Below are 26,948 nucleotides of genomic sequence, written 5' to 3'. Positions count from 1 at the left end.
GATCGTGCCGGTGGCCATGGAAGAGAAGCTGCGCTTCGCCATCCGCGAGGGCGGACGTACCGTCGGTGCCGGCGTCGTCGCCGCCATCAACGACTGATGTTTTCAGACGGCCGGCGCGGGGTTCGACCCTTGCGCCGGTTGTCATCGGGCGAAACGAAAAGGGCCGGCGCGAATGCGCCGGCCCTTTTTTCATTCGTGTCCGGGGCGACCCTGGACGATCCTTCGCGGCCCGCTGCCGCGGGATGCCGCAGGATGAGGAGTACGGTCGGACGAGCCCGATACATCCCATCGCCGCGAGGCGATGGGGGCGGAGACCTCATCGGCGTCCGAGAGGGGAGACCCCGCCCCGGCGCCCGAAAACCGATCCCGCGAAAACGGTCGCGTCAGGCCCGGACGGCGCGCGCGCGGGCCAGCGCCCGGACGGCGGTGAAGGGGAGAAGCAGCGTCTTCACCGTCGCGGTGAAGGCGAGGACGGCAAGGATCGGCAGGATCGCGACGCAGATACCGCTCACACGCATCGGATGCTCCTTGAGGCTGCTGAATCGGCGGATTCGTTTCGCCGGGTTGAGGACAGTTCGCCACCCAATCGCGGCGAGACCAAGGTAAACGAGAGCCGGCCCGCCATTTACTGCGAACTCGCGGACGCTTCGTCCCGGATATTGCCCCCGGGCTCGTCGATCGAGACACCCCGCAGTCCGAGCGCGGGAGGCCGCGCCGGAAGTGGACGCACCCGGCCGGCGCGCGGATGGGCCTCCTCGAAGGCGCTCATCAGGCGGGCGGCATCGACCTTGGTGTAGATCTGCGTGGTCGAGAGCGAGGCGTGACCCAGCAATTCCTGGATCGCCCGCAACTCGCCCCGGCGCGCGAGCAGGTGCGTCGCGAAAGAGTGGCGCAGGGCGTGGGGCGTCGCGCTCTCGGGCAGGCCGAGGGCACCGCGCAGGGCGGCGACCGCGTACTGCACGACGCGCGGCGAGAGCGGACCGCCCTTCACGCCGACGAAGAGCGGCCCCTCCGGGTCGAGGGAATGCGGGCATTGCGCCAGATAGGCGGCGACCGCCTCGGCGACCGCGGGCAGAACCGGCACGGCGCGGACCTTGCCGCCCTTGCCCGTCACCCGCACCTCGTCGATGCCCGGCACGGGCGCGTCGCGGGCAGCGAGCCCCAGGGCTTCGGAGATGCGCAGGCCGGAGCCGTAGAGCAGGGCGATCACCGCCGCGTCCCGGGCGAGCACCCAGGGCTCGCGGGCATCGTCCGGGCGGCTCTCCGGCGCGGTCATGGCGATCGCCGCAGGCACGGGCAGGGGGCGCGGCAGGCGCCGCTCGACCTTGGGCGAGCGCACCGCGCCGAGCGCGGCCACGCTTGCGTGTCCCTCGCGTTCGAGGAAGCGGGCGAAGGAGCGCAGGCCCGCCAGCATCCGCATCAGGCTGCGCCCGCCGACCCCCCCGGCGCGGCGCGTCGCCATGAAGGCGCGCAGGTCCCGGGGTTTGAGCGCGATCAGCCCCGCGATGGTCGGCGTGCCGGAGCGGGCGGCGCGATCATTCAGGAATTGGCGCAGGTCGCGCTCGTAGGCCTCGACCGTGTTGCGGGCCATCCGCCGTTCCCGCAGCAGCGCCTCGCGCCAGGCGAGCACCGCCGCGTGCAGGGTGGCGTCCCCCGGCGGCAGAAGGGCGTCGGCGGCGGGCGGGTCGATGTCCTGGGGCGCGGCTCGCGTCATCGAGCGTCAGCAAGCATCGCTTAAGGTTGACGAAGACTTAACCGGCCGAGGTCTTTCCGGGCGGCGGGCGCTGCGCCAGATGGCGGGCGAGATCCGCTAGCCGAGAGAGCCGCGAGAGAGCTGATGGCCAAACCCGTCCACACCATGATCCGCGTCCGCGACGAGGCGCGCTCGCGGGACTACTACGCCCGCGCCTTCGGCCTGGAGCCGGCCGACCGCTTCGACTTCCCGGACTTCACCCTGCTCTACCTGCGTGACCCGTCCTCGCCGTTCGAGCTGGAACTGACGGTCAACAAGGACCGCTCCGAGCCCTACAATCTCGGCGACGGCTACGGCCATCTCGCCTTCGTGGTGGAGGATGCGGAAGGTGAGCACGCCCGCTTCGAACGCGAAGGCTTCCCGGTCACTCCGGTCAAGACGCTCAAGCACGGCGAGACCGCGCTCGCGACCTTCTTCTTCGCCACCGACCCGGACGGCTACAAGATCGAGGTGATCCAGCGCGGCGGCCGCTTCGCCTGACTGGGCGGCGAAGGGTTACGGCGTTTTCTCCAGGCGTTCGAGGGCGGTCAGCGCCTTCTCGCAGGCGGCCGGGGAGGGCGCCGGCAAGCTTGTCTCCAGGCGCATGGCGTCGTCGAGCGCCAGGACGTAGCGCTCCTCCGTGAGCGCCCGACCGACGGCGGCCAGCATGCGCGCGCGGCCGTCCCGCAACGCCCGTTCGACCCGCCCGCGCTCGGCGCCGCAGGCGAGCGCCCGGCCCAAGATCTTGCCCTGGCGCTCGCCCTCGACCTGGGGAATGACGAGCGGCCGGGCGCCGGGCGTCTCGGCGGGGGCCTGCGCCCACGCCCCGGCGTCGGCGAGGACGGCGAGCACGAGCCCGCAGGTGCGGCTGGCCGCTGAACGCATCGAACCGTGTCCTCTCCCGATTTCTCGGACTCTCGACGGAGGCTGGCGCCGGCGAACCCGCCGGGCTTGGCGGGCCGCGTGCGCTGCCTCACGCTCTCGGGGGCGAATCTCGGTCACGGTCAAGCCCGAGGCGACAGGGGGCGACAATGAGTCCTTCGGAGATCGGTGCGGCGGCGGATTCGGCCGAGGCAGGGAAGGGAAGCGGCGGGCGGATGGCCGGGAGCGGGCGCGTGCCCCTGAGCCTCAAGCTCGCCTACACGGCCTTCATGGCGGTGCTGGTCCCGGTCTATCTGACCTTCTACGGGCCGACGAACTTCCTCTACTTCTGCGACGTCGCCCTGATCCTGACCCTCGTCGGAATCTGGACGAACAGCGCCCTGCTCATCTCGATCTGCGCGGTCGGCATCCTCGCCCCTCAGCTGCTCTGGGCCGTCGATTTCGCGGCGCAGGCCGCGGGCGTCCCGCTCACGGGCATGACCGCCTACATGTTCAACGGGGAGACGTCGGGCTTCCTGCGGGGCCTGTCGCTGTTCCACGGCTGGCTGCCGTTCCTGCTCGTGTTCCTGGTCTGGCGTCTCGGCTACGACCGGCGCGCCTGGGCCGCGTGGTCGGCGCTGGCGGTCGTGATCCTGTTCGTCTGCTTCTTCCTGATGCCGGCGCCGCGGCCCGATCCGGGGCTGACACCGGTCAACATCAACTACGTCTGGGGCATGAGCGACCATGCCGCCCAGACGCTGATGCCGGCCTGGGCGTGGTTCGCGGCGCTCGTCGCCGCCTTCCCGCTTCTGATCTGCTGGCCGACCCACCGGCTCCTGATCCGGCTGATGCCCGAGGTTCCTGTCACCTCGCCCGTCATGTCCCCCGCGGCTTGGCCCGCCGGGTCGGCGCCTCGCTGAGCGGGTCCTCCGGCCAGGGATGGCGCGGGTAGCGGCCCCGCATCTCCGAGCGGACCGCGGCCCAGGAGCCGCGCCAGAAGCCCGGCAGGTCGCGGGTGATCTGGATCGGCCGGTGGGCCGGCGAGAGCAGGTGGAGCACCAGCGGCACGCGCCCGCCGCCGAGGGTCGGGTGCCGGTCGAGGCCGAACAGCTCCTGCACCCGCACCGCCAGCACCGGCTCGGGGCCGGCTTCGTAATCGACCGGGATGCGCGAGCCCGTCGGCACCTCGACATGGCTCGGCGCCTCCGCCTCCAGGCGGTTGCGCAGGGTCCAGGGCAGGAGGCCGTGCAGGGCCTGCCCCAGGTCGTCGGCGGTGATCGCCGCGAGCGAGGCGCGCCCGACGAGGCTCGGCGCCAGCCATTCCTCGACGCTCCCCGCCAGGGCTTCGTCGGAAAGGTCCGGCCATTCGCCGCCCTCCGCCGCACCGTCCGCTCCGTGAAGGAAGCGGATGCGGGCACGCCACTGGGCCAGGGCGGGCGTCCAGGGCAGGCGGTCGAGGCCGAGCCCGGCGATGCCGCGGGCCAGCACCCGCGCCGCCTCCTCGTCGGCGGGGACGGGGAGGGTGCGCTCGTCGAGCGTCACGGCGCCGAGCCGCCGGCCCTCGCGGGCGCGCAAGGCGCGGGCCTGCCCGTCGAAACTGACGCTGCGCACCGTGGCGATCCGGTCGCCGAACAGCGCGTCGATGGATTCGGGCGAGATCGCCGCGGCCGACAGGATGCGGGCGGAGGCCGCCGCGCCGGTCAGGTCGGCGACGACGATGAAGGGCTCGCGGGCCAGCGCGCTCGCCGGGTCGAGGAGGCCGGCACGGCCATTGGCCATCAGGAAGGCGCCCTCGCGGCCCCGCGCCCGCGCCACCCGGTCGGGATAGGCGAGCGCCAGCAGGGCGCCGGGCTCGGCGAGGCTCGGATCGGGCTCGGCGCGACCGCCCGCGGCCTGCTCCGCCTGCCGCGCCCAGCCCTCGGCGAGGCGGCGCATGTCGCCGGCGCGGCCCCCGCGGTCGCGGGTGAAGCGGTCGAGGCGCTCGGCCAGATCCACCGCGTCCCCGCCGAGCCCGCGCTCGACCAGCACCGCGGCGAGACCGGTGGCCGTGCGGGCTTGGCCGGCTTGCGCCGCGCGGGCGACCATCCGGGCGAGCCGGGGCGGCAGGGGCAGGCTGCGCAGGGTTCGTCCGACGGTCGTGAGCCGCCCGTCGGCGTCGAGGGCGCCGAGATCGGTCAGCATCGCCCGCGCCTCGGCGAGCGCCGGCGCGGGCGGCGGATCGAGGAAGGGCAGGGCGGTCGGATCGGTGACGCCCCAGGCGGCGCAGTCGAGGGTGAGCCCGGAAAGGTCCGCCGACAGGATCTCGGGCCGGGCGAAGGGTTCGAGCGCGGCGGTCGCCGCCTCCGGCCAGAGGCGCCAGCAGATGCCGGGCTCGGTGCGCCCGGCCCGGCCCCGGCGCTGGTCGACCGAGGCCCGCGAGGCCCGGGCGGTGACGAGGCGGGTCATGCCGTTGCCGGGCTCGTAGAGCGGCACCCGGGCGAGCCCGGAATCCACGACGATGCGCACGCCCTCGATCGTCAGGGAGGTCTCGGCGATAGAGGTCGCCAGCACCACCTTGCGCCGGCCCGGCGGGGCGGGAGCCACGGCCCGGTCCTGCTCGCCCTGGGCCAGCGCGCCGTAGAGGGGTGCCAGTTCGGTGTCGTCGGGCAGGCGGCCCTCCAGCCGCTCGGCGGTGCGGCGGATCTCCGCCTGCCCCGGCAGGAAGGCGAGCACCGAGCCGGGATCGGCCCGCAGCGCCCGCAGGATCGCGGCGGCCATCGCGTCCTCGATGCGCTCGCCGCCGTCCCGGTCGAGATGGCGCGTTTCGACCGGATAGGCCCGGCCCTCCGACGCCACGACGGGCGCGTCGCCGAGGAGCCCCGCCACGCGGGCGCCGTCGAGGGTGGCCGACATGACGAGGATGCGCAGATCCTCGCGCAGCGCCCCCTGCGCGTCGAGGGCGAGGCCGAGGCCGAGATCGGCGTCGAGGGAGCGCTCGTGGAACTCGTCGAACAGCACCGCGCCGATGCCGGTCAGTTCCGGATCGTCGAGGATCATGCGGGTGAACACGCCCTCGGTGACGACCTCGATGCGGGTGCGGGCCGAGATCCTGGAGCCGAGCCGGACCCGCAGGCCGACGGTGTCGCCGACCCGCTCGCCGAGGGTCGCGGCCATGCGCTCGGCCGCGCCGCGGGCCGCGAGCCGGCGGGGTTCGAGGAGGATGATCTTCCGCCGACTCAGCCAGGGCTCGTCGAGAAGCGCCAGGGGCACCCGCGTCGTCTTGCCGGCGCCGGGCGGAGCCACGAGCACGGCTGAGGCGCCCGCGGACAGGGCGGTGCGCAGGGCGGGGAGCGCGGCCTCGATCGGGAGCAGGGCACCCTTGGACGGCGGGGAAGAAGACATGGCCGGCAGGTGCCGCGCTTTGGCCCTGCATGCAACCGGCGAGCGGAAAGGAAACACTGCGGAAGCTGGGCGATTCCGGCACGATTTTGCATGCTATGGCAGGCTCGTCGCACCATCGTGCAGTGCACACGAAAATTTGTTAAGTTTGTTGCCCTTCCCGTTGGAACGTCGAGAATAGTTGCGACTTGAGCGCTGGACGTGCGGCCCTCGCACGGGACGGAGACTGAACGACGATGCGCCTTGTCCTGACCCTTGCAGCCGGCGTGCTGCTCAGCAGCCTTGGGATGGGCGCGGCGTCGGCCGCCCCGGCCATGCCAGCCCCCGGCGTGATCGCCAGCGATGCGATGGAGAACGTGGGGTACCATTCCCGGCACCGCGCTCACCGGAGCGTTCTCGGCCACCGCCACTCGACCAAGGCCCAGCGCCGGGCCCGCCGCATGAACACGCACCGCCACGGCAACCCGAACGCCCGCAACCCGGAGCGTCCCGGCTACCAGCAGCAGCTCGGCACCACCACCGGCGGTCCGCGCTACTGAGCGCGCCGCACGGCTGACGGATCGGAGGGCCCGTCCGGCGCGATGCCGGGCGGGCCCTCTCGCGTTCTGCGCCGGCGCTTGCGGAGGCTGGGGAGAGCGCACACTTGTCCACGGACTTCACTCCATGCGGCCGGTGCCGGCCCGGAGCGGGGCTGCTAGCCTCTCCCTCATGCGTTCCAGACCGTTGCGACCCCAACCCCTCGAACGACGCGCCAAGGCGGCGGATGCGGTGATTTCTTCGCCCCTCGACATCCCCGGCGCCACGCCGATGATGGCGCAGTACATCGAGATCAAGGCCGCCAATCCGGATTGCCTGCTGTTCTACCGGATGGGCGACTTCTACGAGCTGTTCTTCGAGGATGCGGAGATCGCGTCCCGGGCGCTCGGGATCGTGCTGACCAAGCGCGGCAAGCACGGCGGGGCCGACATCCCGATGTGCGGCGTGCCCCTGGAGCGCTCCGACGACTACCTGCACCGGCTGATCGCGCTCGGCCACCGGGTCGCGGTCTGTCAGCAGACCGAGGATGCGGCGGAGGCCAAGAAGCGGGGCCCGAAATCGGTGGTGCGGCGCGAGGTGATCCGCCTCGTCACGCCGGGCACCCTGACCGAGGACCGCCTGCTCGATCCGACCCGGGCCAACCTGCTGCTCGCCATCGGCCGGCGCAAGGTCTCGGACAGTCGCGAGGCCTACGGGCTCGCGGCCCTCGACATCTCGACCGGTCGCTTCTCCTTGAGCGAGGTGGAGGGTTCGGAACTCGCCGCCGCGATCGCCCGGCACGAGCCGCGCGAGATCGTGCTCTCGGAAGTCATCCACGCCGATCCGGCTCTGGCCAAGCTGTGGCGGGAGACCAGCGCGGCTGTGGTGCCGCTGGCGCAGGGCGAGCTGGAGCCGGCGGCGGCCGAGCGGCGCATCCGCGAGCAGTTCGGCGTGAAGACGCTGGACGGCTTCGGACAGTTCAGCCGGGCGGAGATCGCCGCGGCCGGGGCGGCCCTGCTCTACCTCGAGCGCACGCAGCTCGGCACGCGGGTGCCGCTCTCCGCGCCGAGCCGCGAGGCGACCGGGGCGACGCTCTCCATCGACGCGGCCACCCGGGCCAACCTGGAACTGACCCGCACCCTCTCGGGCGAGCGCAAGGGCAGCCTGCTCGACGCCATCGACCGCACCGTCTCGGCGGGTGGCGCCCGGCTGCTCGCCGAGCACCTCGCCGGCCCGCTGACGGACCTCCATAAAATCGCCCGCCGGCACGACGCCGTCGCCTTCCTGACGCAGGACGGGCCCTTGCGCGGGCAGCTGCGCGACGCCCTGCGCGCCGCGCCCGACATCGCCCGCGCGCTCTCCCGCATCGGCCTCAATCGCGCCGGTCCGCGCGATCTGGCCGCCCTGCGCGACGGGCTCGATGCCGCCACGGCGATCCGTGATCGGCTGTCGGCCGAGGCGCTGCCGGACGGGCTCGCCCGTCTCTGCCGCCGCCTCGACAAGGCCGACCGGGTCCTCGCGGAGGAACTCGGCCGGGCGCTGGCCGACGACCTGCCGCTCAACCGGCGCGACGGCAACTTCGTGCGCGCGGGCTACCACGCGGAGATCGACGAGGGCCGCCTGCTCGGCCAGGATTCGCGCAAGGTCATCGCCGCGCTCCAGGCGCGCTACGCCGAGGCCTCGGGCTGCCGGACCCTGCGGATCAAGCACAACAACGTGCTCGGCTACTACATCGAGGTGCCGCAGGCGGTGGGCGAGGCCTGCCTGAAGGGCCTGATGCAGGACTTCGTGCATCGCCAGACCATGGTCGACGCGATGCGCTTCACCAGCGTCGAACTCGGCGAGCTCGAGTCGAAGATCGCGGGCTCCTCCGACCGGGTGCTCGCCCTCGAAGCGGCGGTGTTCGACCGGCTCAGCGCCGAGGTGAGCGCGCAGGCGGAGGCCATCGCCGACATCGCCGAGGCGCTGTCGGGCCTCGACGTGGCGGCGAGCCACGCGGAGCTCGCCGTCGAACTCGAATGGACACGGCCCGTCATCGACGAGAGCCTCGCCTTCGCGGTCGAGGGCGGGCGCCACCCGGTGGTGGAGGCCGCGCTCGTCAGGGCGGGCGAGCCCTTCATCGCCAACCACTGCGACCTGTCAGGGGACGCGGCCGGACGCATCCGCCTCGTGACCGGCCCGAACATGGGCGGCAAGTCGACCTTCCTGCGCCAGAACGCGCTGATCGCCGTGCTCGCGCAGATGGGCGCCTTCGTGCCGGCGGCCTCGGCCCGGATCGGCGCCGTGGATCGCCTGTTCTCCCGCGTCGGCGCGGCCGACGACCTCGCCCGGGGCCACTCGACCTTCATGGTCGAGATGGTGGAGACCGCCGCGATCCTGAACCAGGCGACGCGCCGCTCGCTGGTCGTGCTCGACGAGATCGGCCGCGGCACCGCCACCTTCGACGGTCTCTCCATCGCCTGGGCCTGCCTGGAGCACCTGCACGAGAAGAACGGCTGCCGGGCGCTGTTCGCGACCCATTTCCACGAATTGACCGCCCTGAGCCAGCGCCTGCCCCGCCTCGACAACGCGACGCTCAAGGTAGCCGAGGACCGCGGCGACGTGGTCTTCCTGCACGAGGTCGTGCCGGGCGTGGCCGAGCGCTCCTACGGCCTCCAGGTCGCCCGGCTCGCGGGCCTGCCCCCGAGCGTGGTGGCGCGGGCGGGCGCGATCCTCAAGGGTCTGGAGACGTCCGAGCGGGAGCGCCCCACCCGCCGCCGGATCGACGACCTGCCGCTCTTCGCCAGCCTCGCGAGCGCGCCGCCCCCACCGCCGGAGCCGGCCAAGCCCGAGCCCGACGACCGGATCGGCCTCCTGATCGACGCGATCGATCCCGACGCGCTGACCCCGCGCGAGGCGCTCGACGCACTCTACCGGCTGAAGAAGGAGCGGGCGGGCGGCTGATCGACAGCGTCTTCCCGACGGCGTCCTCGCGCGGGGCGGGCCTGCTCCCTGTCAGATTCCATCCCCGGCCCAGGCGCCGCCACCGGCGGCCGGGGCGAGATGGAAGCCATCGAGCGCGTCGCTGGACGGCGCGCGGCCGGCGCGAAGCCGGGCGACGTAGTCGAGGGCGCTCGCCACGACGCGCTCGGAATAAGGCTTGGCGATCACACCCAGCGCGCCGGCGAAATCCGGCGGGATGCGCTTGGCGTTGGCAGTCATGAACACCACCGTGATGCGCGGGTCGGCGCTGAGCTGGCGGGCCACCTCCACGCCGGTCGGACCATCGACGAGGTGGATGTCGACCAGCGCGAGATCCGGGGCCGTGCTGCGGCCGAGTGAAACCGCGTCCGCCGCATTGCCCGCCACGCCGACGCTGACATGGCCGAGATCCTCGAGGAGGCATTCGAGTTCGAGGGCGATCAGCACCTCGTCCTCGACGACGAGGATGCGCAGCGGCGTCTCGCTCACCTCCGACATCGCGGCCCTCCCGGCGCCTCTCGTGCCAGCCACAGCCAGCTATTCGTGAATTCTCGGGAGAGGGAAACGGGCACGGGCACCCGGACGGATCCTTTCCGGTGAATCGTCGCGTTCCAGCCGCCCGCGCCCGTCAAAGCGCGGCCTCGGCGAGCGGGATGGTGATCGCGATCCGGGTGCCGGGGCCGGCATCCGACCATTCGAGCCGCCCGCGCAGCTGGCGCACCACCATCTCGACCAGGGTCCGGCCGAAACCGGAGGGGTTCGGCGTCGCGGCCTCGACCCCGACGCCGTCATCCTCGATGACGAGACGCATGCCGTCCTCGCAGCGGTGCGCCTCGATCGCGACCCGGCCGTGGCGCTCCTCGGGGAAGGCGTGGCGCAGGGCGTTGGTGGCCAGTTCGTGGATCAACAGCGCCAGCGGGGCGGCCATGGCGGCGGAGAGCGCCAGCGCCTCGACCTCGGTCTCGATCCGGGTGCGGTCCCCGTCGAGGCCGGCGGCGAGGTCGGCGATCAGGTCGGCGGTGAACTCACGGAAATCGAAGCGGGAAACGTCGCCCTCGGAATAGAGCATCCGGTGCGCCGTCGAGAGGGCGCCGATGCGGTCGGCCATGCCCTGGAGCGCGTCGCGGGCCTCGCCCACGGGCGTGCGGCGGGCCTTCAGCAGCATCAGCGAGGAGATGACCTGGAGGTTGTTCTTGACCCGGTGATCGACCTCGTGGAGCAGGGCCGTCTTCTCTTCGAGGGCGGATCGAAGGTCGGCCGTGCGCTCGCCGACCAGCCGCTCCAGGGCATCGTTGGCGTCACGCATCGCCACTTCCAGGCGGTGCTTGTCGGTCATGTCGGCCTGGGCCGAGAAGAAGAACAGCACCGCGCCGGTCTGGTCGCGCACGGGGGTGATCGTCATGCCGTTCCAGAACGGCGTGCCGTCCTTGCGGTAGTTGAACACTTCCCCTTCGAAGGGCCGTTCCGCCGCGAGTGCCTCCCGCATCGCCCGCGACACGGTCGGATCGGTGCGAGGCCCCTGCAGCATGCGGCAGTTGCGGCCGTAGATCTCCTCTCGCACGTAGCCCGTCAGCGCCAGGAAGGCGCCGTTCACCCAGACGACCGGATTGTCGTCCCGTCGTGGGTCCGTGACGACCATGGGCGTCGGGCTGGCCTCGAAGGCTGCCGCGAAGACATCCACCGTCATGCCCGAGGGCAGGGTCGCGCCGTTTGGAAAACCCGTCATCATTACGCCAGCACAGACACGCCGCACGAAGAGGGGCATGCGATCCGGAGTCACCCGACGCGCCCCGCTGCGTCCGGCTCCGCGACTCCAACGGTCCCGCCCTGCCGCCGTTCCGTGCGGGTGAGACGGGTCCCGGCCGGACTGTCAGGCCTCGGCGGAGCCGATTTGGGCTGGCGGGCGCAAGGCCGCCATGTTTTTTGCCGATTCAAGACCTCGCGAGCGCGGATGCGACCGGCATCGCGCGGCGCAAGCCCAGGCCCACGAACACCCCGCGCCCCGACCGGGTCCGGGGCTCCAAGGAGTTCCACGCGATGGCGGCGGATGCAGCGGCCCCGAAGGCGCAACCGCGCAAGTTTCGCCTGAAGGACATCACCGAGGACCGCCGCGTCGCCCTGATGCTGGCGCTCGGCTTCGCCTGCGGCCTGCCGATCCTGCTCGTGTTCTCGACGCTCTCGGCGTGGCTCGCCACCGCCGGCATCCAGCGCACCAGCATCGGCCTTCTCTCCTACGTCTCCTTCGCCTACTCGCTGAAGTTCCTGTGGGCCCCGGTGATCGACCGCTTCGATCTGCCGGTCCTGGCGCGCTGGCTCGGCCGCCGCCGCGGCTGGATGGTGGCGGCACAGATCGCGGTGGCGCTGGGTCTCATCGGCATGAGCCAGGGCGATCCGGCCGCCTCCTTGAGCTTCATGGTGATCTGCGCCCTTCTCACCGCCTTCGCCTCGGCGACGCAGGACATCGTCGTCGATTCCTGGCGCATCGACGCGGCCCCGACGGAGCGGCAGGGCGTGATGCTCGCCGCCTACCAGCTCGGCTACGCCGTCGCCCGCGCCTTCGCCGGGGCCGGCGCGCTCTACATCGCGCAAGGGGCCGGCTGGAGCCTCGCCTACGGGGCGATGGCGGCGCTGATGCTGGTCGGGCTCGTGGCCGCCCTGCTCGCCCCGCGTCAGGACCCGGTGACGGTGCCCGGCGAGCGCCGCTCGGTCGCCACGACCCTGCGCGTCGCCGTGGTCGATCCGTTCTCAGACCTCGTGCGGCGCAAAGGTGCCCGGCTGATCCTGATCCTGGCGCTGATCATGTTCTACCGCCTGCCCGACATCATCTCGGGCGTGATGGCCCAGCCCTTCTACATCGAGAAATGCTTCTCGCTCACCGAGATCGCCAACGTCACGAAGATCTACGGCGTCATCGTCGGCATCCTGGGCGCCTTCGTCGGTGGGCTCTCCGTCATCCGCCTCGGCATGAACTGGACGCTGCTCATCGGCGGCATCATCGGCGCCGCCTCGAACCTGATGTTCACCTGGCTCGCGCTGGCCGGACCGGAGCGGGGCGCGATGCCCTTCTTCTGGATCGCCAACGGGGCCGTCGACACGACCGACCTGATGCTGCTGCTCCAGGCCAACAGCGGGGCGGGCGGCAGCGTCATTCCCTGGATCCCCGAGCGGGCGCCGCTCTCGCTGTTCGTGCTCAGCATCTCGATCGACAATTTCGCGGGCAATTTCGCGGGCACCGCGCTGATCGCCTACATGTCGAGCCTCACCTCGCCCGCCTTCGTGGCGACGCAGTACGCGCTCCTCTCCTCGCTCTACGCCCTGCCCGGCAAGTTCGTCGGCGGCTTCTCGGGCTACATGGTCGATGCGATGGGCTATCCCGTCTTCTTCGCCGCCTCCGCCGGGATCGGCATCCCGGTGGCCCTGCTCTGCATCGTCCTGATGGCCCTGCGCGAGGGGCGGGAGGAGCCGGTGCCGGAGCCCGTCCCCGAGGCGGAGGCGATCGCAATGAAGGCGTGATCGACGGGGCAGGCGGCTGTGGGGTCGGCCTGGGCTGAGCGTGGCAGACCCTCAGAAAACGGAACCAAGCCGGCGGCCCCGCGCTTGCTGTGTCCGATGTCACTGAGGTGCGATGACGGGATACGAACCGTGAGCGACTTGACCCTCGTCGGGCAGACCCTGCCGGTTCCGGTGGAGGCGCCCCCCTCGGTGCCTTTGTCGGAAGACGACCGCGCGGCCCTGCGCCGGGCGGTGACGGTGCTGGAGAAGCCGGGGCTGGCCGCCCGGCTCTCGGCGGCGGCGGGCGCCCCGCTCGACATGATCGGCCGGGCCCTGCCCGCGCCCGTGACCGAGACCGTGGCGAGCGCGACGGAGGGCGCGATGCGCACGGCCCTGCGGGTCGCGCTGGCGACCCTGCCCGACAAGTCCGTCAAGCCCGCCGGCACGGCCCTCGAGCGGGTCGAGACGGAAGCCGGTGGGCGCCTGAGCCGCCTTTTCGGATCGAGCGACGCCCGCCACAAGGCGCTCGCGGCGGTGACCGGCGCCGTGGGCGGCGTGTTCGGGCTCGCGACCGTGGCGGTCGAACTGCCGATCTCCACGACGCTCATGCTGCGCTCCATCGCCGAGATCGCCCGCGAGGAAGGAGAGGATCTCGCCGACCCCGAGGCGGCTCTGGCCTGCGTGCAGGTCTTCGCCCTGGGCGGTCGCGGCGGGGCCGAGGCCACGGTGGCCGATAGCGGCTACTTCGCGGTCCGCGCGGCGCTGGCCAAGACCATGTCGGAGGCCGCCCGCTACGCCGCGCACCGCTCGCTGCTCGATGCCGGCGCCCCGCCGCTGGTGCGGCTCACCGCGCAGATCGCCTCCCGCTTCGGCCTCGTCGTCTCGCAGAAGGTCGCGGCGCAAGCGGTGCCGGTGATCGGCGCGCTCGGCGGTGCCGCCGTCAACGCCGCCTTCATGGACCATTTCCAGTCCATGGGTCGCGCCCACTTCACCGTGCGCCGGCTGGAGCGCGCCTACGGCAAGGAGGCGGTGCGGGCCGCCTATCTGGAGGAGAAGGCGGCGCTCGGCCTCGGCTGAGGGCCCTCACGGCCAGACCTTGATCGCCACCGGCCGGCGTACGAGGTCGCGGTCGGAGGTGATGGTGCAACCCTCGATGCGCAGCGTGGCGTAGGTCAGCAGCGCGCCCGCGCCCACGTCGTCGAAGTTGCGCCCTTCCGCCTGCGGATCGAGCAGGGAGGGGTAGGAGATCAGCCGGCCGCTCGCCTTGCAGGGATCGTCGTAGAGCGTCTTTCCCGCCAGCAGCAGCCGCGGCGCGTCCCAGGTCACGAGGTCGCGCGACGTGCTCCAGTAGAAGCCGGATTCCGGGAAGCGCCCGCCGGCCGAGGCCATGAACACCGCGATCCACGCGCCCGTGCCGCGATGGCGCACCACCGCACCGACCGGCGCGGGAAACGGCTCGATCGGTTTGCAGGTGTCCGCGAGCTTGAACGCCTTGCGGTAGGGATCGGGGAAGGCGGCCGTGAAGCCGGTGCCGGTCCAAGCGCGCCAGCTCGCCGGATCCTCCGGGCGGTCGGTGCGAAACAGGCAGACGCCCGCGTGCTGGTCGCTGCTGGGCCGATCCCAACCCGTGGTCGAGGCGAAGAAGTAGCGCCAGCGCCCCTCTGCGAAGATGTTGGAGGGGTTGAAGAAGCCCCGGTGACGGCCCTGGCCCTCCTCCTGGCGGAAGGGCGGGCCGGCCACCACGGCCGGCGGCGCCGCGCGAACGAAGCTCGCGCCCCCGTCGCGGGAGTAGGCCGCGGTGACCGTGTTGTACCAGCACTCCATGTAGACCTTGGAGCGGCAGCGGCCGGGATGCTCGTTGGCCTGATACTCGTGGTGGAGGAGCGCGAAGACGCTTCGCCCGTCCTCGGTCCAAGTGGCGGTGATCCAGGAGCGGTCGTCGTAGAGGGCCGGGTCGGGCTTCTCGCCGGAATCGAGCACCACGCGACAATCGATTTTGAGGCGATCGAGGTCGGGCCCGCGCAGGGCCCGGTTGCGATAGTGCAGACCGTAGAGGGCGATGGTGCCCGAAGCGTCGCGGAAGGCGCGGGCGGGCGCGTCGGGCACGTCGGCCCCGTCGCAGGCGTCCCGGGTCGCGGAGAAGAGCGTGCGCTCCGGCCCCGTCAGGGTCAGCGCGGAGAGCGGCGGCTCGGATGCCGCGCCGGCCGGCGGCGCGAGGCCGCAGGCGGCCGCGAGCAGGGCGGCGAGAGGGCGGAGCAGTCTGGACATCGCCAGAGGATTGCGTTTTGAACCGTTACAGGGAGCTTGTCCGCATCCGCCGGAGCGAGCGCCGTCCACAGGCTGCCCCATGCTCGTTCTGATCCTCGGCCTCGTGCTGTTCCTCGGCACGCACGCCTTCTCCATGGCCCGCGGGCCGCGCGCCGCGGTGATCGACCGCTACGGCGAGGGGCGGTTCAAGCTCGGCTACACGCTGCTCTCGGCCCTGGGCCTCGCCCTGACGGTCTACGGCTACGGGCTCTACCGGCAGGCGGGCATGATCCCGGTCTGGTCGCCGCCGCTCTGGACCCGGCATCTGGCGGTGCTGCTGACGCTGTTCGCCTTCATCAGCCTCGCCGCGACGTACCTCCCCGGCCATATCCGCACGCGGCTCAAGCACCCGATGCTGCTGGCCGTGAAGATCTGGGCCACCGCCCACCTCCTGGCCAACGGCGATCTCGGCTCGATCCTTCTGTTCGGCTCCTTCCTTGCCTGGGCCGTGGCCGCGCGCATCAGCGCCAAGCGCCGGAGCCGGACGCTGACGGCGGGGCAGGTGGCACAGCAGCATGGCGGGCAGGCCGCCCCGGCGGGCTGGCGCAACGATGCGATCGCCGTGGTGGTCGGCGTGGTGGCGTGGTTCGTGTTCGGCAAGTACCTGCACCCGCTCCTCATCGGCGTCGCCGCCTGGCCGGGACAGGCGTGACGGCGGAAGGCGCGCGTAGTCGCCAAAGCGGGGGCGCTGTGCTAGGCGCCCTCGCGAGAGACGACAGGCGAGGCGAGCGCGCTGTCCGCGAGGGGCGCCCGGATTGGTGATGGCCGAGAACAACGAGTTCATCCGCGAGGTCGACGAGGATTACCGCCGCGACCAGGTCGCCCGGATCTGGAAGCGCTACAACGCGCTCATCATCACCGCCGCGATCCTGCTCGTCGCCGCCGTGGGCGGCTACAATTACTGGCGCCACGCCGAGCGCGCCCGCGCCGAACTCGCCTCCGAGCGCTTCGACAAGGCCAGCCGGCTGGCCAAGGACGGCAAGGGCGAGGAGGCGGACCGCGACTTCGCCGCGATCCAGGCCGAGGGTCCGGGCGGCTACGCCCTGCTCGCCCGCTTCCGCCTCGCCGCCGAGACGGGCAAGCGCGATGCCGCGGCCGGCGCGCAGGCCTACGACAAGCTCGCCGCCGATTCCGGCATCGGCGACACCCTGCGCGACCTTGCCCGCCTGCGCGCCGCGCTGCTGCGCCTCGACGGGCCCGACCCGGCCGGCGCGCTGACGAGCCTGCAGGGGCTCGCCGCCCCGGCCAACGCCTTCCGCCACACCGCCCGCGAGATGCTCGGCCTCACCGCGCTCAAGCGCGGCGACATCGAGGGCGCCGGCCGCTGGTTCGACCAGATCGCCGCCGACGGCGAGACGCCCCAGGGCCTGCGCCAGCGCGTCGAGATCTATCAGGCCCTCGTGGCCGGCGGCCCGGTCACCGTGACCGAGGCCAAGCCCGAGAACGCCGCCCCGCCGCCGATCACCCGCTGACGGCTCAGGCCGAACGGCGTACTCTTCGACACACCGAACACTGCGCCGCGGGCCTGTCAGCCCGCGTGCCCGACGAGACTGTTGTTTCCCATGGATCTGCCGACCGTCGCGATCGTCGGACGCCCGAATGTCGGCAAGTCGACCCTGTTCAACCGGCTGGTCGGGCGCAAGCTCGCCCTCGTGGACGACCGCCCCGGCGTGACCCGCGACCGGCGCGAGGGCGAGGGCTTCATCGGCGACGTCGCTTTCCGCGTCATCGACACCGCCGGCCTCGAGGAGGCGGACGCCGATTCGCTGCTCGGCCGCATGCGTGCCCAGACCGAGGCCGCGATCCTCGAAGCCGATGCGGTGCTCTTCGTCATCGACGCCCGCGCCGGCGTCCTGCCGTCCGACCGGCCCTTCGCCGAACTGGTGCGCCGCTCCGGCTGCCCCGTCATCCTCATCGCCAACAAGGCCGAGGGCGGCGCCGGCATGGCCGGCGCCTACGACGCGTTCTCGCTGGGGCTCGGCGATCCGATCCCGTTCTCGGCCGAGCACGGCGAGGGCCTGGGCTCGCTGCAGGATGCCTTGCGCGAGGTTCTGCCCGAGCCCGACGACGAGATCGAGGACGAGGAGGGCGGCAAGGGCCTGCGCGTCGCCATCGTCGGCCGCCCGAATGCGGGCAAGTCCACCCTGATCAACCGCATGATCGGCGAAGACCGGCTCCTCGTCGGCCCCGAGGCCGGCATCACCCGCGATTCGATCTCCCTCGATTGGGAGTGGCGCGGGCGCCGGATCAAGCTCCACGACACCGCCGGCATGCGCCGCCGGGCGCGCATCGACGACAAGCTGGAGAAGCTCGCGGTCTCCGACGGGCTGCGGGCGGTCCGCTTCGCCGAGGTCGTGGTCGTGCTCCTCGACGCGACGATCCCCTTCGAGAAGCAGGATCTCACCATCGTCGATCTCGTCGAGAGCGAGGGCCGCGCCCTGGTGATCGGCCTCAACAAGTGGGATCTCGTGGCCGACCAGCCGGGCCTGCTCAAGACCCTCAGGGAAGATTGCACCCGCCTGCTGCCGCAGGTGCGCGGCGTCTCGGTGGTGCCGCTCTCGGGCTTGGCCGGCGACGGCATCGACCGGCTGATGCAGGCGGTGGTCGATGCCTCCGAGGTATGGAGCCGGCGCGTCTCGACGGCGCGCATCAACGCGTGGCTCACCGACGCGGTCCAGCGCAATCCGCCCCCGGCCGTCTCGGGCCGGCGCATCAAGATCCGCTACGCAACCCAGGTGAAGAGCCGCCCGCCGCACTTCGCCCTGTTCGGCAACCAGCTCGACGCCCTGCCGAAATCCTACACCCGCTACCTCGTCAACGGACTGCGCGAGGCCTTCGAATTGCCCGGCGCGCCGATCCGGCTCTCGCTGCGCACCACGAAGAACCCCTTCGACAAGGCCTGATCGGTCTTCGAGGCGGGCGGAACGGGACCGGCGCGGTCGGCGCTTCGGTTTTCACTTGCAACGTCAGGCTGTACGCATCAATCATCGACGGTCTGCGTCGAAGATCTGCCGCCATGCCGTCGAGACCGCACCGCCGCCTCGTGCTGTTCCTGGATGGAACCTGGAACAAGGACGATGATGAGCATCCGCCGACCAACATCGTGCGGATGCGCGAGATCCTGAAGATCGGCGTCGACGAGGCGCTGGCGGCGCATCCCCCGCAATCCGTCCAGGCAGGCGGCTCGCGGGCAACCGGATCGATCATCGAGGAGAACGGCCGTTTCATCGAGTACGTGGTCTATTACGATCGCGGCGTCGGCACGGGCGCTTGGCTCGATCCTCTCAAGGGCGGCGTGTTCGGCAAAGGTCTCGACCGAAACATCCGGCAGGCCTACCGCTTCCTCACCGAACACTACGCCGAGGGCGACGAAATCTACGTCTTCGGTTTCTCGCGCGGCGCCTTCACCGCGCGCACGCTCGTGGGCTTCCTGTCCGCGGTCGGGCTGCTGAAGCCGCGCTCCTGCACGCCGGAAACGGAGCTCCGTGCGTGGCGCCACTACCGCCGCAAGCCGCAGGATCGCTACTGCGCCGAGTGGTTCGCCCTCGAACCGCACGTGTTCGACCGCAAAGCCCTCCGGGTCGCCTGCCTCGGCGTGTTCGACACCGTCGGCGCCCTGGGTGTGCCGCTCGACGGCTTCCGCGCGGCGAATGCGGAGAAGTACGCCTTCCACAACACGGAACTCTCCTCCATCGTCGATGTCAGCCTGCACGCCGTGGCCATCGACGAGCGCCGCCGCTCCTTCGAGGCCGCCCTCTGGCAGAAGCCGAAGTTCAAGCGCGATGTCGGGGCCGTGATCGAGCAGGTCTGGTTTCCCGGCGCCCACGCCGATATCGGCGGCGGCTATGCCGACTGGACCCGCGAGGGGCTCGTCCGGCGCGGCCGCGAGGAACTCGCCCTGGCCTGGATGATCGCCCGGGTGAAGGCGCTGACGCCGGGCCTGCACTTCGCGGAATTCGAGGACACGGGGCGCAGGCCGCTCCGGATCGATCTGCCGGCAGCGACCGCGGCGACGATCCACCGGCCCTGGCCCCGCATCACCCGCCACCGCCGGGCCGCGCGCTGCATCAACCAGATTCCGCCGCTCGCGGAGAAGGGGACCCGGGCCGTCGGCACGATGCCGCACGCCGAACCGATCGATGAGGCGGTCCATATCGGCGCGCTCGAACTGCTCCACCGATCCCAGGGCATCACTTTCGAGGGCGAGGGTCGGCCCGTGCCCTACCGGCCGCGCAACCTCGTCGCGGCCCTGCCGGCCATCGCCGCGACCTACGGCGCGGCCAGTCCGGCCATCCGGGGGCGTTGGGAGCCGTTCGCCCGCACGCTGCCGGATGGCGCCGTCTCCGAGCCCGAACTCTGCGTGGTCGACTGGAACGGGGAGCGCATTCCCCGCAGCAGGTCGGAGGGCGACCCGTGCGGCCTCGCCGTGCTCAGGCTCCTGCCCGACGACCCGGCGGCGCTGGGGCTGACCTTGCGCGACCGTCCGCAGCCCGGCCTGTCGCGGATCGATCCCGTCTGCCCATCCGCCGACACCGATCCCGCCGGAACGGAGATGGACAGCCCGACGAACGGGGACGATGGAGATTTTGGCCACGGGCCGCGTTGATCCTCGGAAGCGCGACGCCTCGCCTCGTCCCGGCAGGCTCCGCGCTCGGCTCGCATCCACACGGACCGCCTCCGATGGCCGACACGCCCTCCGCCACCGCGCGGCCGACGAAGTTCGGCCCGCCGCGCGCGATCATCCTCGCGGCGCTCGCCGCCCTGGCCCTGATCGTCGTCGCCGCGGCGCCGCTGCTCCTGCGCCTCCTGGGCGGCGAGGGAGCGCCCCACGCCGTGGCCGAAGGCCTGTCGAGCCGCGGCTTCTGGACCGCCGTCGCGGTCGGCCTTGCCGCGCAGACCGTCGATGGGGCGCTGGGCATGGCCTACGGCATCACCTCCACGACCTTCCTGCTCTCGACCGGCGTGCCGCCAGCCGCCGCCTCGGCCTCGGTCCACGTGGCGGAAATCTTCACCACCGCCTTTTCCGGCCTGTCGCACTGGCGCCTCGGCAACGTGGACGGCGCGCTGTTCCGACGTCTGCTGATCCCCGGCGTGATCGGCGCGGTGGCGGGCGCGACGCTGCTGACCTCGATCGACGGCGATACGATCAAGCCCTTCGTCGCGGTCTACCTACTCTTGATGGGGCTCTACGTACTCTCGAAGGCGTTCCGCACCCTGAAGGTCCGGCGCGAACCGCCCCGGGCGGTGGTGCCGCTGGCGCTCGGCGGCGGCTTCGTCGATGCCGTCGGCGGGGGCGGGTGGGGGCCGGTGGTGACGACCACCCTGGTCGGCGGCGGGCAGGATCCACGCACCTCCATCGGCTCGGTCAACGCGGCGGAGTTCTTCGTGGCGCTGGCGAGCGGGCTGTCCTTCACCCTGCTCGGCGGTCTGACCCACTGGACCACCATCGCCGGCCTCGTCCTCGGCGGGTTGTTCGCGGCGCCCATCGCCGCCCTGCTCGTGCGGGTGATCCCGGCGCGGGCGCTGATGGTCGTCGTGGGGCTGCTGATCGCGGGCCTGAGCCTCGTCAATCTCGCCGGGCTGTTCGGCTGAGGCGTCAGCCGGCCCGGGTGGTCTCGGCGAGCCAATCCACCACCGCGTCGAGGGCCTGACGGTTGCTGGTGTCGCCGCCGCGGGCTTCCTCGAACGCGGCGATCTGCCGGTCGGCGCTGGTGCCCTCCCGAACGATCCGGCGGGCATCGGCCACCTCGGCCGTGCAGCCGAGCGCCTCCGCATCCTCGGCGATCAGCGAGAGCAGGGTGTCGAGCGCCTCGGGGAAGGGGAAAGCCTGCTCGGCGGTCTCGTCGATCAGTTCCGCCTCGACGCCGCTGCGCTGGGCCCGCCACAGGTTCTCCGCAGCGATCGCCCGGGAGACGCCGGTGAGCCCCGCATGGATGTCGGGCCGGCGCTCCACCAGCCGCACGAGGCAGCGGAACAACGCGGCGATGACGATGGCATCGGAGAGCCGGGTGCAGGAATCGGCGATGCGCAGTTCGAGCGTCGGGAACTTCGCGGACGGGCGCAGGCTCCACCACAGGAAGCTCGCATCCTGGATGGAGCCGGCATTGGTCATGATGCGCACGTAGCGCTCGTAGGCCGCCATGTCGCCCATCAGGTCCGGCAGGCCGGTGCGGGGCAGTTCGCCGAAGGCGCTGAGGCGATAGGCGGACAGGCCCGTGGGCTTACCCTGCCAGAAGGGCGAGGAGGCGGTCAGCGCGAGGAGCAGCGGCTGGAACGGCAGAAGCCGGTCCATCAGCGCGACGCGCCCGCCGGGATCGGCCACCTCCACGTGGACATGCATGCCGCAGATCAGGCTGCGCCGCCCGGCGAGGCCGACATCGCGCAGGATGCCGCGATAGCGGTCCCCCTTGGTCGGCAATTGCCGTGCCCAGTCGGCGATGGGGTGGGTGCCCGCCGCGAAGACGAGGAGCCCGTGTTCCTGCGCCAGTTCGGCGAGCGCGCGGCGCTGGCGCAGGAGCGAGGCGTGGGCGGCGGGAAATTCCTCGGAGGGCGGGGTGCAAACCTCGACCTGACACTGGAGCAGTTCGCGCCCGATCTCGGGGAGGCGCTCGCCGGCCGCCTGATGGAACGGCGCCACGGAGCGGCGCGGCGTGCCGCGGGTCTCGGCATCGGCAAGGAAGTACTCCTCCTCGATTCCGAACCGGTACGAATGGGCACTCATTCCCTGCGTCTCCGAAAACGCTGACGCGCCGCCGGACCGGCGGCCGCGAAGAACCGGTTTGCGCGAAAAGACTTGGCAGTGAGCAAGCGATTTGCCCGCCCCGGGGTTCCGCCCCGCGCGGCGCGCGGCCGGGCCCCGCGACACCGTGGCGGCTGCGCGACACCCGCCGGGGCTCGCGCGGGGGCCGGGGAGGGGGCTACAGCTCTTCCGATTCCCAGAGACGCTTCGACACAAGCCACCATGCCCGAGTTGCCCGAAGTCGAAACCGTGCGCCGGGGCCTTGCCCCCGCGATGGTCGGCGCGCGCTTCGCCCGCGTGACCCTGCGCCGGCCGAACCTGCGCTTCCCCTTCCCCGAGCGCTTCGCCGAGCGGCTGGAGGGCACGACCGTGCTCGACCTCGCGCGGCGGGCGAAATACCTCACGGCCTCGCTCGATTCCGGCGAGAGCCTGATCCTGCATCTGGGCATGAGCGGGCGCTTCGACGTGCACCTGCCCGACGGCTCGAACCTCTCGCCCGGAGACTTCTACCTTGAGGGCGCGCTGGGCAGCCCCAAGCACGACCACGTGGTGATGGCGCTCAACAACGGGGCGACCGTGACCTACAACGACGTGCGCCGCTTCGGCTTCATGGACCTCGTGGCCACGGACGGGCTCGAGACCTGCCGCCACTTCGCCGGGATGGGCGTCGAACCGCTCTCGGACGCGCTCGACGCGGACCGGCTCGCGCGCCTGTTCGCGAAGAAGATCACGCCGCTGAAGGCCGCCCTGCTCGACCAGCGCCTGATCGCGGGCCTGGGCAACATCTACGTCTGCGAGGCCCTGCACCGGGCGGGGCTCCACCCGGCCCTTGCCGCGGGCGCGCTGGCCAAGCCCGACGGCGCCCCGACGCCCAAGGCGAAGAAGCTCGTCGGCGAGATCAAGGCGGTGCTCACCGAGGCGGTGGCCGCCGGGGGCTCGACCCTGCGCGACTATGCCCGGCCGGACGGGGAGCGGGGCGCCTTCCAGCACGGCTTTCGCGTCTACGACCGCGTCGGCCATGCCTGCCCGACGCGGGGTTGCACCGGGCGCGTCGGGCGGATCGTGCAGGGGGGCCGCTCGACCTTCTTCTGCGAGACCTGCCAGATCCTGCCCGCCCGCTGAAACCGGCGCAGCGTTTTCATCCCACTTATATTTTCGCGAAATCGGCCCGCGACTGCCCGTTTCCTGGGCACGGGGGCGCCAACGGCCGGAACGGTTCCGCACGGCTTTGTGTTTCAGCTTTGCCACAGACGGCAAAGCCCGTTCTCGATCTCCGGTTGCGCCGTCCCATCGGCGGTACTTCGGAGGCACAACGATACGGAGAAACACCCATGCGTGCCATGAAGCTCCTCCCGGTCCTCGGCCTGCTCGCGCTCGGCCTCGCCGCCTGCAAGGACGAGAAGAAGGACACCACCGGCACGACCACGCCGCCGGCCAGCACCACGACCACCGCGCCCGCCTCGCCGCCCGCGACCCCGCCGGCCGGCGGCGCGACGACGGCCCCCACCAATCCGCCCGCCACGGCCCCGGCCAACAAGCCCGCCGGCCAGTAACCGTTTTCGGATACGGGCGCGTCCGGCGAAAAGCCGGGCGACGCGCCGAGGAAGGCCCGCCCCTCCGGCGGGCCTTTTTCGTTGCGGGGGGCACGCCTCCGACGGACCGGCTCAACCCGTTCCAGCGGTCGCAACGGCTGAAGCGGCGCGCTTGACAGGCCGCGTCTCATGAAACATGAAAAGTTACATGAGACGCGACAGCAAGCTTTCGGGCGTCCTCCACGTCCTGCTGCACATGGCGGAGATGGAGGGACCGGTGACCTCCGAACTCCTCGCGGGCGTGATGGGGACCAATCCGGTCGTCGTTCGCCGCATCATGGCCGGCCTGCGCGACCGGGGCTACGTCCGCTCGGAGAAGGGGCATGGCGGCGGCTGGCGGATCGCCTGCGACCTTCGAACCGTGACCCTGCGCGACATCTATCAGGCACTCGGCGCCCCCGAGGTCTTCGCCATGGGCCACCGCACGGAGGCGCCCGGCTGCCTCGTCGAGCAGGCGGTCAACGCGGCGATGGACGAGACCTTCCGCGAGGCCGAGGCGCTGCTGATGGCCCAGTTCGGCCGCATCACGCTGGCGGCCCTCAGCGCCGACTTCCATGCCCGCCTCGCCGCGCGCGGCGGCGAGGTCAATCCGGAGACGACCCATGCACTATGATGCGGTGATCCTCGGCGGCAGCTTCGCCGGCCTGTCGGCGGCGCTCTACGTCGCCCGCGCCCGCCGCAGGGTCTGCGTGGTCGATGCCGGCGCCCCGCGCAACCGCTTCGCGGCGGCCTCGCACGGCTTCTTCGCGCAGGATGGGCAGAACCCGCTCGCGATGATCGCAACGGCCCGCGCGCAGCTCGCGACCTATCCGAACGCGAGCCTCGTCACGGACACGGCGAGCGCGGCGCAAGTGCAGGGCGACGGCTTCCGCGTCACGCTCGCGAGCGGGGAACGCCTCGCGGCAGCCAAGCTCGTCCTGGCCTTCGGCATCTCGGACATCCTGCCCGAATTGCCCGGGCTGGCGGAGCGCTGGGGCACGAGCGTGCTGCACTGTCCCTATTGCCACGGCTTCGAGTTCGCCGGCCGTCGTCTCGGCGTGCTGTACGCCGCCCCGATCTCGCTGCATCAGGCCGCGCTGGTCGCCGAATGGGGACCGACCACGCTCTTCCTCGACGGGAATCCGATGCCCGAGGCGGACGCTTGCGCGCGCCTCGCGGCCCGCGGCGTCGACATCGAGCCCGGCCCCGTCCGGGCGCTCGCGGGCGACGGCTCGGCCCTTGCCGCCGCGCTCATGGTCGACGGCCGCAGCCTCGCCCTGGACGCGCTGTTCGTCGGCCCACGCCACCGCCTGAACAGCCCGATCGCCGAGCAACTCGGCTGCGCGGTGGACGAGGGGCTGCTCGGGCCGATGATCCGCACCGAGGCCACGAAGGAGACCACGATCCCGGGCGTCTACGCCGCGGGCGATGTCGCCCGCTCCCCGCACAGCGTGGCCTGGGCCTCGGCCGACGGCGTCACGGCCGGGGTCTCACTGCACCAGTCGCTGGTGTTTCCGCGTCTGGCGGCGTGAGGGGGACAGGGCCGATCGGACGCGGTCGGGCCCTTGGATCCTGCTGCCGGGTCAGCCCTCCCCACCATGGATATCCGCCGCCCCGTTATTGTCTTTGTCTGAAGACAATTCGGACCGGCCTGCTCCCGACAGGCGATCGGTGCTTATCCATCGAGATGGACGCAGATGAGGGTGATGCTCCCTCGATTCCTTCGACTGGTTTCGGTTTGCCAGCGGGTGGCGAGGCGATAGGCTCGGATGTGGACGCGGTGCGATTCTCTTCACCCGGTCCATCCTCGGTGGGATCGAAGATCAGATGCAGCGGCTTCGATCGCGTCGGTTCATGGTCCATGCCTGCCTGATGCTCGGCGCCGTTTGGGGTGGTCAGGGAAGCGCGTTCGGCCAGAGCCTCACTCGCGCGCAGGTCGAGGCGAAGCTGCCGGCCCTCGAAGCGCTGGCGCAACAAGCCATCGACGCGGGCGAAGTCCCGGGCCTCGCGATTGCGGTGGTCTACGGCGACGAGACGCTCTTCCTGAAAGGCTTCGGCCTCAGGGAGGTCGGGAAGCCCGACCGGGTCGGGCCGGAGACGGTCTTTCAGATCGCGTCCCTGTCCAAGCCCGTGACCTCGACCGTCGTGGCGGCTCTCGTGAGCGAGGGTGTCGTCGACTGGAATTCCCGCATCGCCGATCTCGATCCCACCTTTCAGCTTCACGAACCCTACTCGACCTCGCAGGTCACCGTGCGGGACTTTCTCAATCATCGCAGCGGCTTGCCGGGCCGGGCCGGAGATGACCTGGAGGATATCGGCTACGATCGCGACGAGATCCTTCGCAGGCTGCGCCTCGTGCGACCGTCCTCCAGCTTCCGGGCTGGCTACGCCTACAGCAATTTCGGCTTCACGGAGGGCGCCGGCGCCGCCGCCCGGCCGACCGGCCGGTCCTGGGACGCCGTGGCGCGCGAAAAGCTCTTCGGCCCTCTGGGCATGACATCCACGAGCACGACGCAGGACGGTTTCCTGAGTCGCGTCGATCGTGCGGCGCTTCATGTCAGGCTCGACGGCGCGTGGACCGCCAGGGTCAGGCGGAATCCCGACGCGCAGGCCCCGGCCGGCGGCGTCAGCTCCACCATCCGCGATCTCGCCCGCTGGATGCGGCTCGAAATCGGCAACGGCCGTTTCGAGCGCAGGCAACTCGTTTCCGAGGCGGCGCTCGCTCAGACGCATGTGCCGCTCACGGCACGCGGCTCCAATCCCGTGACCGGGGGCGCTTCGTTCTACGGCCTGGGCTGGAATGTCGAGTACGGCCGCCACGGTCTCGTCTGGGGCCACGCCGGCGCCTTCAGCGTCGGCGCGCAGACCCTCGTCTCGATCCATCCGGAGGCGAAGCTCGGCATCGTCTTGCTGACGAACGCTTTCCCCTCGGGCGTTCCGGAAGGCCTTGCCGACAGCTTCGCGGACCTCGTCTTCGATGGCCGGATCCGCAAGGATTGGCTGAAGGAATGGGGCAAGGCCTACACGAGCATGTTCGCGCCGAGCGTGGCGGCGAACCGTGCCGTCTACGAGCGGATTCCTGCAAATGCCTCGGCCGCGCTGTCCCTGTCGGCCTATGCGGGCCGTTACGCCAACGCGTATGTCGGCGACGCCGAGGTGGCGGAGGTCGATGGTCGCCTGACCCTGACGCTCGGGCCCGGCGGCGCGCGGACCTATCCGTTGCGGCACTTCGATCGCGATGTCTTCCTCTGCTTCCCGGATGCGGAGGCCCCCGACAATCCGTCCGCGATCCGCTTCGCCGTCGGAAGCGGCGGGAAGGCTGCCGCCGTGACGGTGGATGCACTGAACGCGAACGGTCTCGGCACGCTCGATCGGCCGAGCGAGTGAGCGC

At 71.6% G+C, this 26,948-nt stretch carries 24 protein-coding genes and 1 pseudogene; 17 read left to right on the top strand and 8 right to left on the bottom strand.

Annotated features, from left to right (window positions below; all coding sequences use genetic code 11):
• A pseudogene (locus tag BY998_RS15265) lies at positions 1-97 on the top strand (elongation factor Tu); the annotation flags it as partial.
• Between the two features lie 286 nt (positions 98-383).
• Here BY998_RS15265 and BY998_RS25070 read toward each other — a convergent pair.
• Together BY998_RS25070 and BY998_RS15260 are read right to left on the bottom strand one after the other, a co-directional pair.
• Positions 384-518 carry a hypothetical protein gene (locus tag BY998_RS25070; RefSeq protein WP_280952913.1) on the bottom strand — a complete coding sequence of 45 codons (135 nt, stop codon included), beginning with the start codon at positions 516-518 and terminating at the stop codon, positions 384-386.
• Between the two features lie 107 nt (positions 519-625).
• Positions 626-1,714, bottom strand: a complete 1,089-nt coding sequence (locus BY998_RS15260; RefSeq protein WP_245421605.1) for a tyrosine recombinase XerC — start codon at positions 1,712-1,714, stop codon at positions 626-628.
• Positions 1,715-1,837: 123 nt separating this feature from the next.
• Between BY998_RS15260 and BY998_RS15255 the strand changes: the two genes are divergently transcribed.
• Positions 1,838-2,233 carry a VOC family protein gene (locus BY998_RS15255; protein ID WP_110352462.1) on the top strand — a complete coding sequence of 132 codons (396 nt, stop codon included), beginning with the start codon at positions 1,838-1,840 and terminating at the stop codon, positions 2,231-2,233.
• A 15-nt stretch (positions 2,234-2,248) separates the two neighbouring features.
• Here the strand turns inward: BY998_RS15255 and BY998_RS15250 are convergent, their stop codons facing one another.
• Complete coding sequence (locus BY998_RS15250) at positions 2,249-2,617, bottom strand: hypothetical protein (RefSeq protein ID WP_110352461.1); 369 nt, start codon at positions 2,615-2,617, stop codon at positions 2,249-2,251.
• 212 nt (positions 2,618-2,829) lie between these two features.
• On the opposite strand from BY998_RS15250, the gene BY998_RS15245 reads away from it, so the two are divergent.
• A complete protein-coding gene (locus BY998_RS15245) occupies positions 2,830-3,513 on the top strand; it encodes a hypothetical protein (RefSeq protein WP_110352469.1) in 684 nt (227 codons plus the stop codon).
• On the opposite strand, the gene hrpB is transcribed toward BY998_RS15245, so the two are convergent.
• Positions 3,470-5,974: an ATP-dependent helicase HrpB gene (hrpB, locus tag BY998_RS15240; protein ID WP_110352460.1), complete on the bottom strand. Its 2,505-nt coding sequence runs from the start codon at positions 5,972-5,974 to the stop codon at positions 3,470-3,472. The genes BY998_RS15245 and hrpB overlap by 44 nt on opposite strands.
• Before the next feature lie 233 nt (positions 5,975-6,207).
• On the opposite strand from hrpB, the gene BY998_RS15235 reads away from it, so the two are divergent.
• Both BY998_RS15235 and mutS read left to right on the top strand, forming a co-directional pair.
• The gene (locus BY998_RS15235) at positions 6,208-6,510 is read left to right on the top strand and encodes a hypothetical protein (protein ID WP_110352459.1); all 303 of its coding nucleotides are present in this window, start codon (positions 6,208-6,210) and stop codon (positions 6,508-6,510) included.
• Between the two features lie 169 nt (positions 6,511-6,679).
• Positions 6,680-9,430, top strand: a complete 2,751-nt coding sequence (gene mutS / locus BY998_RS15230) for a DNA mismatch repair protein MutS (protein WP_110352458.1) — start codon at positions 6,680-6,682, stop codon at positions 9,428-9,430.
• A gap of 51 nt (positions 9,431-9,481) precedes the next feature.
• Here the strand turns inward: mutS and BY998_RS15225 are convergent, their stop codons facing one another.
• On the bottom strand, positions 9,482-9,946 hold the full coding sequence (locus BY998_RS15225) for a response regulator (protein WP_110352457.1): 465 nt from the start codon (positions 9,944-9,946) through the stop codon (positions 9,482-9,484).
• 130 nt (positions 9,947-10,076) lie between these two features.
• A complete protein-coding gene (locus tag BY998_RS15220; RefSeq protein ID WP_110352468.1) occupies positions 10,077-11,174 on the bottom strand; it encodes a PAS domain-containing protein in 1,098 nt (365 codons plus the stop codon).
• A 311-nt stretch (positions 11,175-11,485) separates the two neighbouring features.
• Here BY998_RS15220 and BY998_RS15215 point away from each other — a divergent pair, with 311 nt between their 5' ends.
• Positions 11,486-12,961: an MFS transporter gene (locus BY998_RS15215; RefSeq protein WP_245421604.1), complete on the top strand. Its 1,476-nt coding sequence runs from the start codon at positions 11,486-11,488 to the stop codon at positions 12,959-12,961.
• A 129-nt stretch (positions 12,962-13,090) separates the two neighbouring features.
• On the top strand, positions 13,091-14,017 hold the full coding sequence (locus BY998_RS15210; protein WP_110352456.1) for an EcsC family protein: 927 nt from the start codon (positions 13,091-13,093) through the stop codon (positions 14,015-14,017).
• 6 nt (positions 14,018-14,023) lie between these two features.
• Here the strand turns inward: BY998_RS15210 and BY998_RS15205 are convergent, their stop codons facing one another.
• On the bottom strand, positions 14,024-15,208 hold the full coding sequence (locus BY998_RS15205; RefSeq protein ID WP_110352455.1) for a hypothetical protein: 1,185 nt from the start codon (positions 15,206-15,208) through the stop codon (positions 14,024-14,026).
• A gap of 79 nt (positions 15,209-15,287) precedes the next feature.
• Between BY998_RS15205 and BY998_RS15200 the strand changes: the two genes are divergently transcribed.
• The 5 genes from BY998_RS15200 to BY998_RS15180 all read left to right on the top strand — a co-directional run bounded on the left by BY998_RS15200 (position 15,288) and on the right by BY998_RS15180 (position 20,839).
• Positions 15,288-15,899: an NnrU family protein gene (locus tag BY998_RS15200; RefSeq protein WP_110352454.1), complete on the top strand. Its 612-nt coding sequence runs from the start codon at positions 15,288-15,290 to the stop codon at positions 15,897-15,899.
• A gap of 109 nt (positions 15,900-16,008) precedes the next feature.
• Positions 16,009-16,719: a tetratricopeptide repeat protein gene (locus tag BY998_RS15195; RefSeq protein WP_110352453.1), complete on the top strand. Its 711-nt coding sequence runs from the start codon at positions 16,009-16,011 to the stop codon at positions 16,717-16,719.
• A gap of 90 nt (positions 16,720-16,809) precedes the next feature.
• Entirely contained in the window at positions 16,810-18,150 is a 1,341-nt protein-coding gene (gene der / locus BY998_RS15190) for a ribosome biogenesis GTPase Der (RefSeq protein WP_110352452.1), read from the top strand.
• Positions 18,151-18,263: 113 nt separating this feature from the next.
• On the top strand, positions 18,264-19,853 hold the full coding sequence (locus BY998_RS15185) for a DUF2235 domain-containing protein (protein WP_110352451.1): 1,590 nt from the start codon (positions 18,264-18,266) through the stop codon (positions 19,851-19,853).
• A gap of 74 nt (positions 19,854-19,927) precedes the next feature.
• Entirely contained in the window at positions 19,928-20,839 is a 912-nt protein-coding gene (locus tag BY998_RS15180) for a sulfite exporter TauE/SafE family protein (protein ID WP_110352450.1), read from the top strand.
• Positions 20,840-20,843: 4 nt separating this feature from the next.
• Here the strand turns inward: BY998_RS15180 and BY998_RS15175 are convergent, their stop codons facing one another.
• The gene (locus BY998_RS15175) at positions 20,844-21,968 is read right to left on the bottom strand and encodes a carboxylate-amine ligase (RefSeq protein ID WP_110352449.1); all 1,125 of its coding nucleotides are present in this window, start codon (positions 21,966-21,968) and stop codon (positions 20,844-20,846) included.
• Between the two features lie 240 nt (positions 21,969-22,208).
• On the opposite strand from BY998_RS15175, the gene mutM reads away from it, so the two are divergent.
• From mutM to BY998_RS15150, 5 genes are all read left to right on the top strand, one after another.
• Entirely contained in the window at positions 22,209-23,108 is a 900-nt protein-coding gene (mutM, locus tag BY998_RS15170) for a bifunctional DNA-formamidopyrimidine glycosylase/DNA-(apurinic or apyrimidinic site) lyase (protein ID WP_110352448.1), read from the top strand.
• Between the two features lie 209 nt (positions 23,109-23,317).
• Positions 23,318-23,539, top strand: a complete 222-nt coding sequence (locus tag BY998_RS15165; protein WP_110352447.1) for a hypothetical protein — start codon at positions 23,318-23,320, stop codon at positions 23,537-23,539.
• 187 nt (positions 23,540-23,726) lie between these two features.
• Positions 23,727-24,191 (top strand): Rrf2 family transcriptional regulator, encoded by a 465-nt coding sequence (locus BY998_RS15160; RefSeq protein WP_110352446.1) that lies wholly within the window; start codon positions 23,727-23,729, stop codon positions 24,189-24,191.
• On the top strand, positions 24,181-25,089 hold the full coding sequence (locus tag BY998_RS15155; protein ID WP_110352445.1) for an NAD(P)/FAD-dependent oxidoreductase: 909 nt from the start codon (positions 24,181-24,183) through the stop codon (positions 25,087-25,089). Before BY998_RS15160 ends, BY998_RS15155 begins: the two co-directional genes overlap by 11 nt.
• Positions 25,090-25,384: 295 nt before the next feature.
• A complete protein-coding gene (locus tag BY998_RS15150) occupies positions 25,385-26,944 on the top strand; it encodes a serine hydrolase (RefSeq protein WP_110352444.1) in 1,560 nt (519 codons plus the stop codon).
• Positions 26,945-26,948: the final 4 nt, after the last annotated feature.

Origin of the sequence: Methylobacterium sp. B4, assembly GCF_003201865.1 — a bacterium.
Classification (GTDB): domain Bacteria; phylum Pseudomonadota; class Alphaproteobacteria; order Rhizobiales; family Beijerinckiaceae; genus Methylobacterium.
This window is presented reverse-complemented; position numbering and strand designations above follow the sequence as displayed.

What these genes read in the sequence shown, in the direction of transcription:
- BY998_RS25070 (WP_280952913.1), bottom strand. Translation starts at nt 518, where the DNA reads ATGCGTGTGAGCGGTATCTGCGTCGCGATCCTGCCGATCCTTGCCGTC.
- BY998_RS15260 (WP_245421605.1), bottom strand. Translation starts at nt 1,714, where the DNA reads ATGACGCGAGCCGCGCCCCAGGACATCGACCCGCCCGCCGCCGACGCC.
- BY998_RS15255 (WP_110352462.1), top strand. Translation starts at nt 1,838, where the DNA reads ATGGCCAAACCCGTCCACACCATGATCCGCGTCCGCGACGAGGCGCGC.
- BY998_RS15250 (WP_110352461.1), bottom strand. Translation starts at nt 2,617, where the DNA reads ATGCGTTCAGCGGCCAGCCGCACCTGCGGGCTCGTGCTCGCCGTCCTC.
- BY998_RS15245 (WP_110352469.1), top strand. Translation starts at nt 2,830, where the DNA reads ATGGCCGGGAGCGGGCGCGTGCCCCTGAGCCTCAAGCTCGCCTACACG.
- hrpB (WP_110352460.1), bottom strand. Translation starts at nt 5,974, where the DNA reads ATGTCTTCTTCCCCGCCGTCCAAGGGTGCCCTGCTCCCGATCGAGGCC.
- BY998_RS15235 (WP_110352459.1), top strand. Translation starts at nt 6,208, where the DNA reads ATGCGCCTTGTCCTGACCCTTGCAGCCGGCGTGCTGCTCAGCAGCCTT.
- mutS (WP_110352458.1), top strand. Translation starts at nt 6,680, where the DNA reads ATGCGTTCCAGACCGTTGCGACCCCAACCCCTCGAACGACGCGCCAAG.
- BY998_RS15225 (WP_110352457.1), bottom strand. Translation starts at nt 9,946, where the DNA reads ATGTCGGAGGTGAGCGAGACGCCGCTGCGCATCCTCGTCGTCGAGGAC.
- BY998_RS15220 (WP_110352468.1), bottom strand. Translation starts at nt 11,174, where the DNA reads ATGACGGGTTTTCCAAACGGCGCGACCCTGCCCTCGGGCATGACGGTG.
- BY998_RS15215 (WP_245421604.1), top strand. Translation starts at nt 11,486, where the DNA reads ATGGCGGCGGATGCAGCGGCCCCGAAGGCGCAACCGCGCAAGTTTCGC.
- BY998_RS15205 (WP_110352455.1), bottom strand. Translation starts at nt 15,208, where the DNA reads ATGTCCAGACTGCTCCGCCCTCTCGCCGCCCTGCTCGCGGCCGCCTGC.
- BY998_RS15200 (WP_110352454.1), top strand. Translation starts at nt 15,288, where the DNA reads ATGCTCGTTCTGATCCTCGGCCTCGTGCTGTTCCTCGGCACGCACGCC.
- BY998_RS15195 (WP_110352453.1), top strand. Translation starts at nt 16,009, where the DNA reads ATGGCCGAGAACAACGAGTTCATCCGCGAGGTCGACGAGGATTACCGC.
- der (WP_110352452.1), top strand. Translation starts at nt 16,810, where the DNA reads ATGGATCTGCCGACCGTCGCGATCGTCGGACGCCCGAATGTCGGCAAG.
- BY998_RS15185 (WP_110352451.1), top strand. Translation starts at nt 18,264, where the DNA reads ATGCCGTCGAGACCGCACCGCCGCCTCGTGCTGTTCCTGGATGGAACC.
- BY998_RS15180 (WP_110352450.1), top strand. Translation starts at nt 19,928, where the DNA reads ATGGCCGACACGCCCTCCGCCACCGCGCGGCCGACGAAGTTCGGCCCG.
- BY998_RS15175 (WP_110352449.1), bottom strand. Translation starts at nt 21,968, where the DNA reads ATGAGTGCCCATTCGTACCGGTTCGGAATCGAGGAGGAGTACTTCCTT.
- mutM (WP_110352448.1), top strand. Translation starts at nt 22,209, where the DNA reads ATGCCCGAGTTGCCCGAAGTCGAAACCGTGCGCCGGGGCCTTGCCCCC.
- BY998_RS15165 (WP_110352447.1), top strand. Translation starts at nt 23,318, where the DNA reads ATGCGTGCCATGAAGCTCCTCCCGGTCCTCGGCCTGCTCGCGCTCGGC.
- BY998_RS15160 (WP_110352446.1), top strand. Translation starts at nt 23,727, where the DNA reads ATGAGACGCGACAGCAAGCTTTCGGGCGTCCTCCACGTCCTGCTGCAC.
- BY998_RS15155 (WP_110352445.1), top strand. Translation starts at nt 24,181, where the DNA reads ATGCACTATGATGCGGTGATCCTCGGCGGCAGCTTCGCCGGCCTGTCG.
- BY998_RS15150 (WP_110352444.1), top strand. Translation starts at nt 25,385, where the DNA reads ATGCAGCGGCTTCGATCGCGTCGGTTCATGGTCCATGCCTGCCTGATG.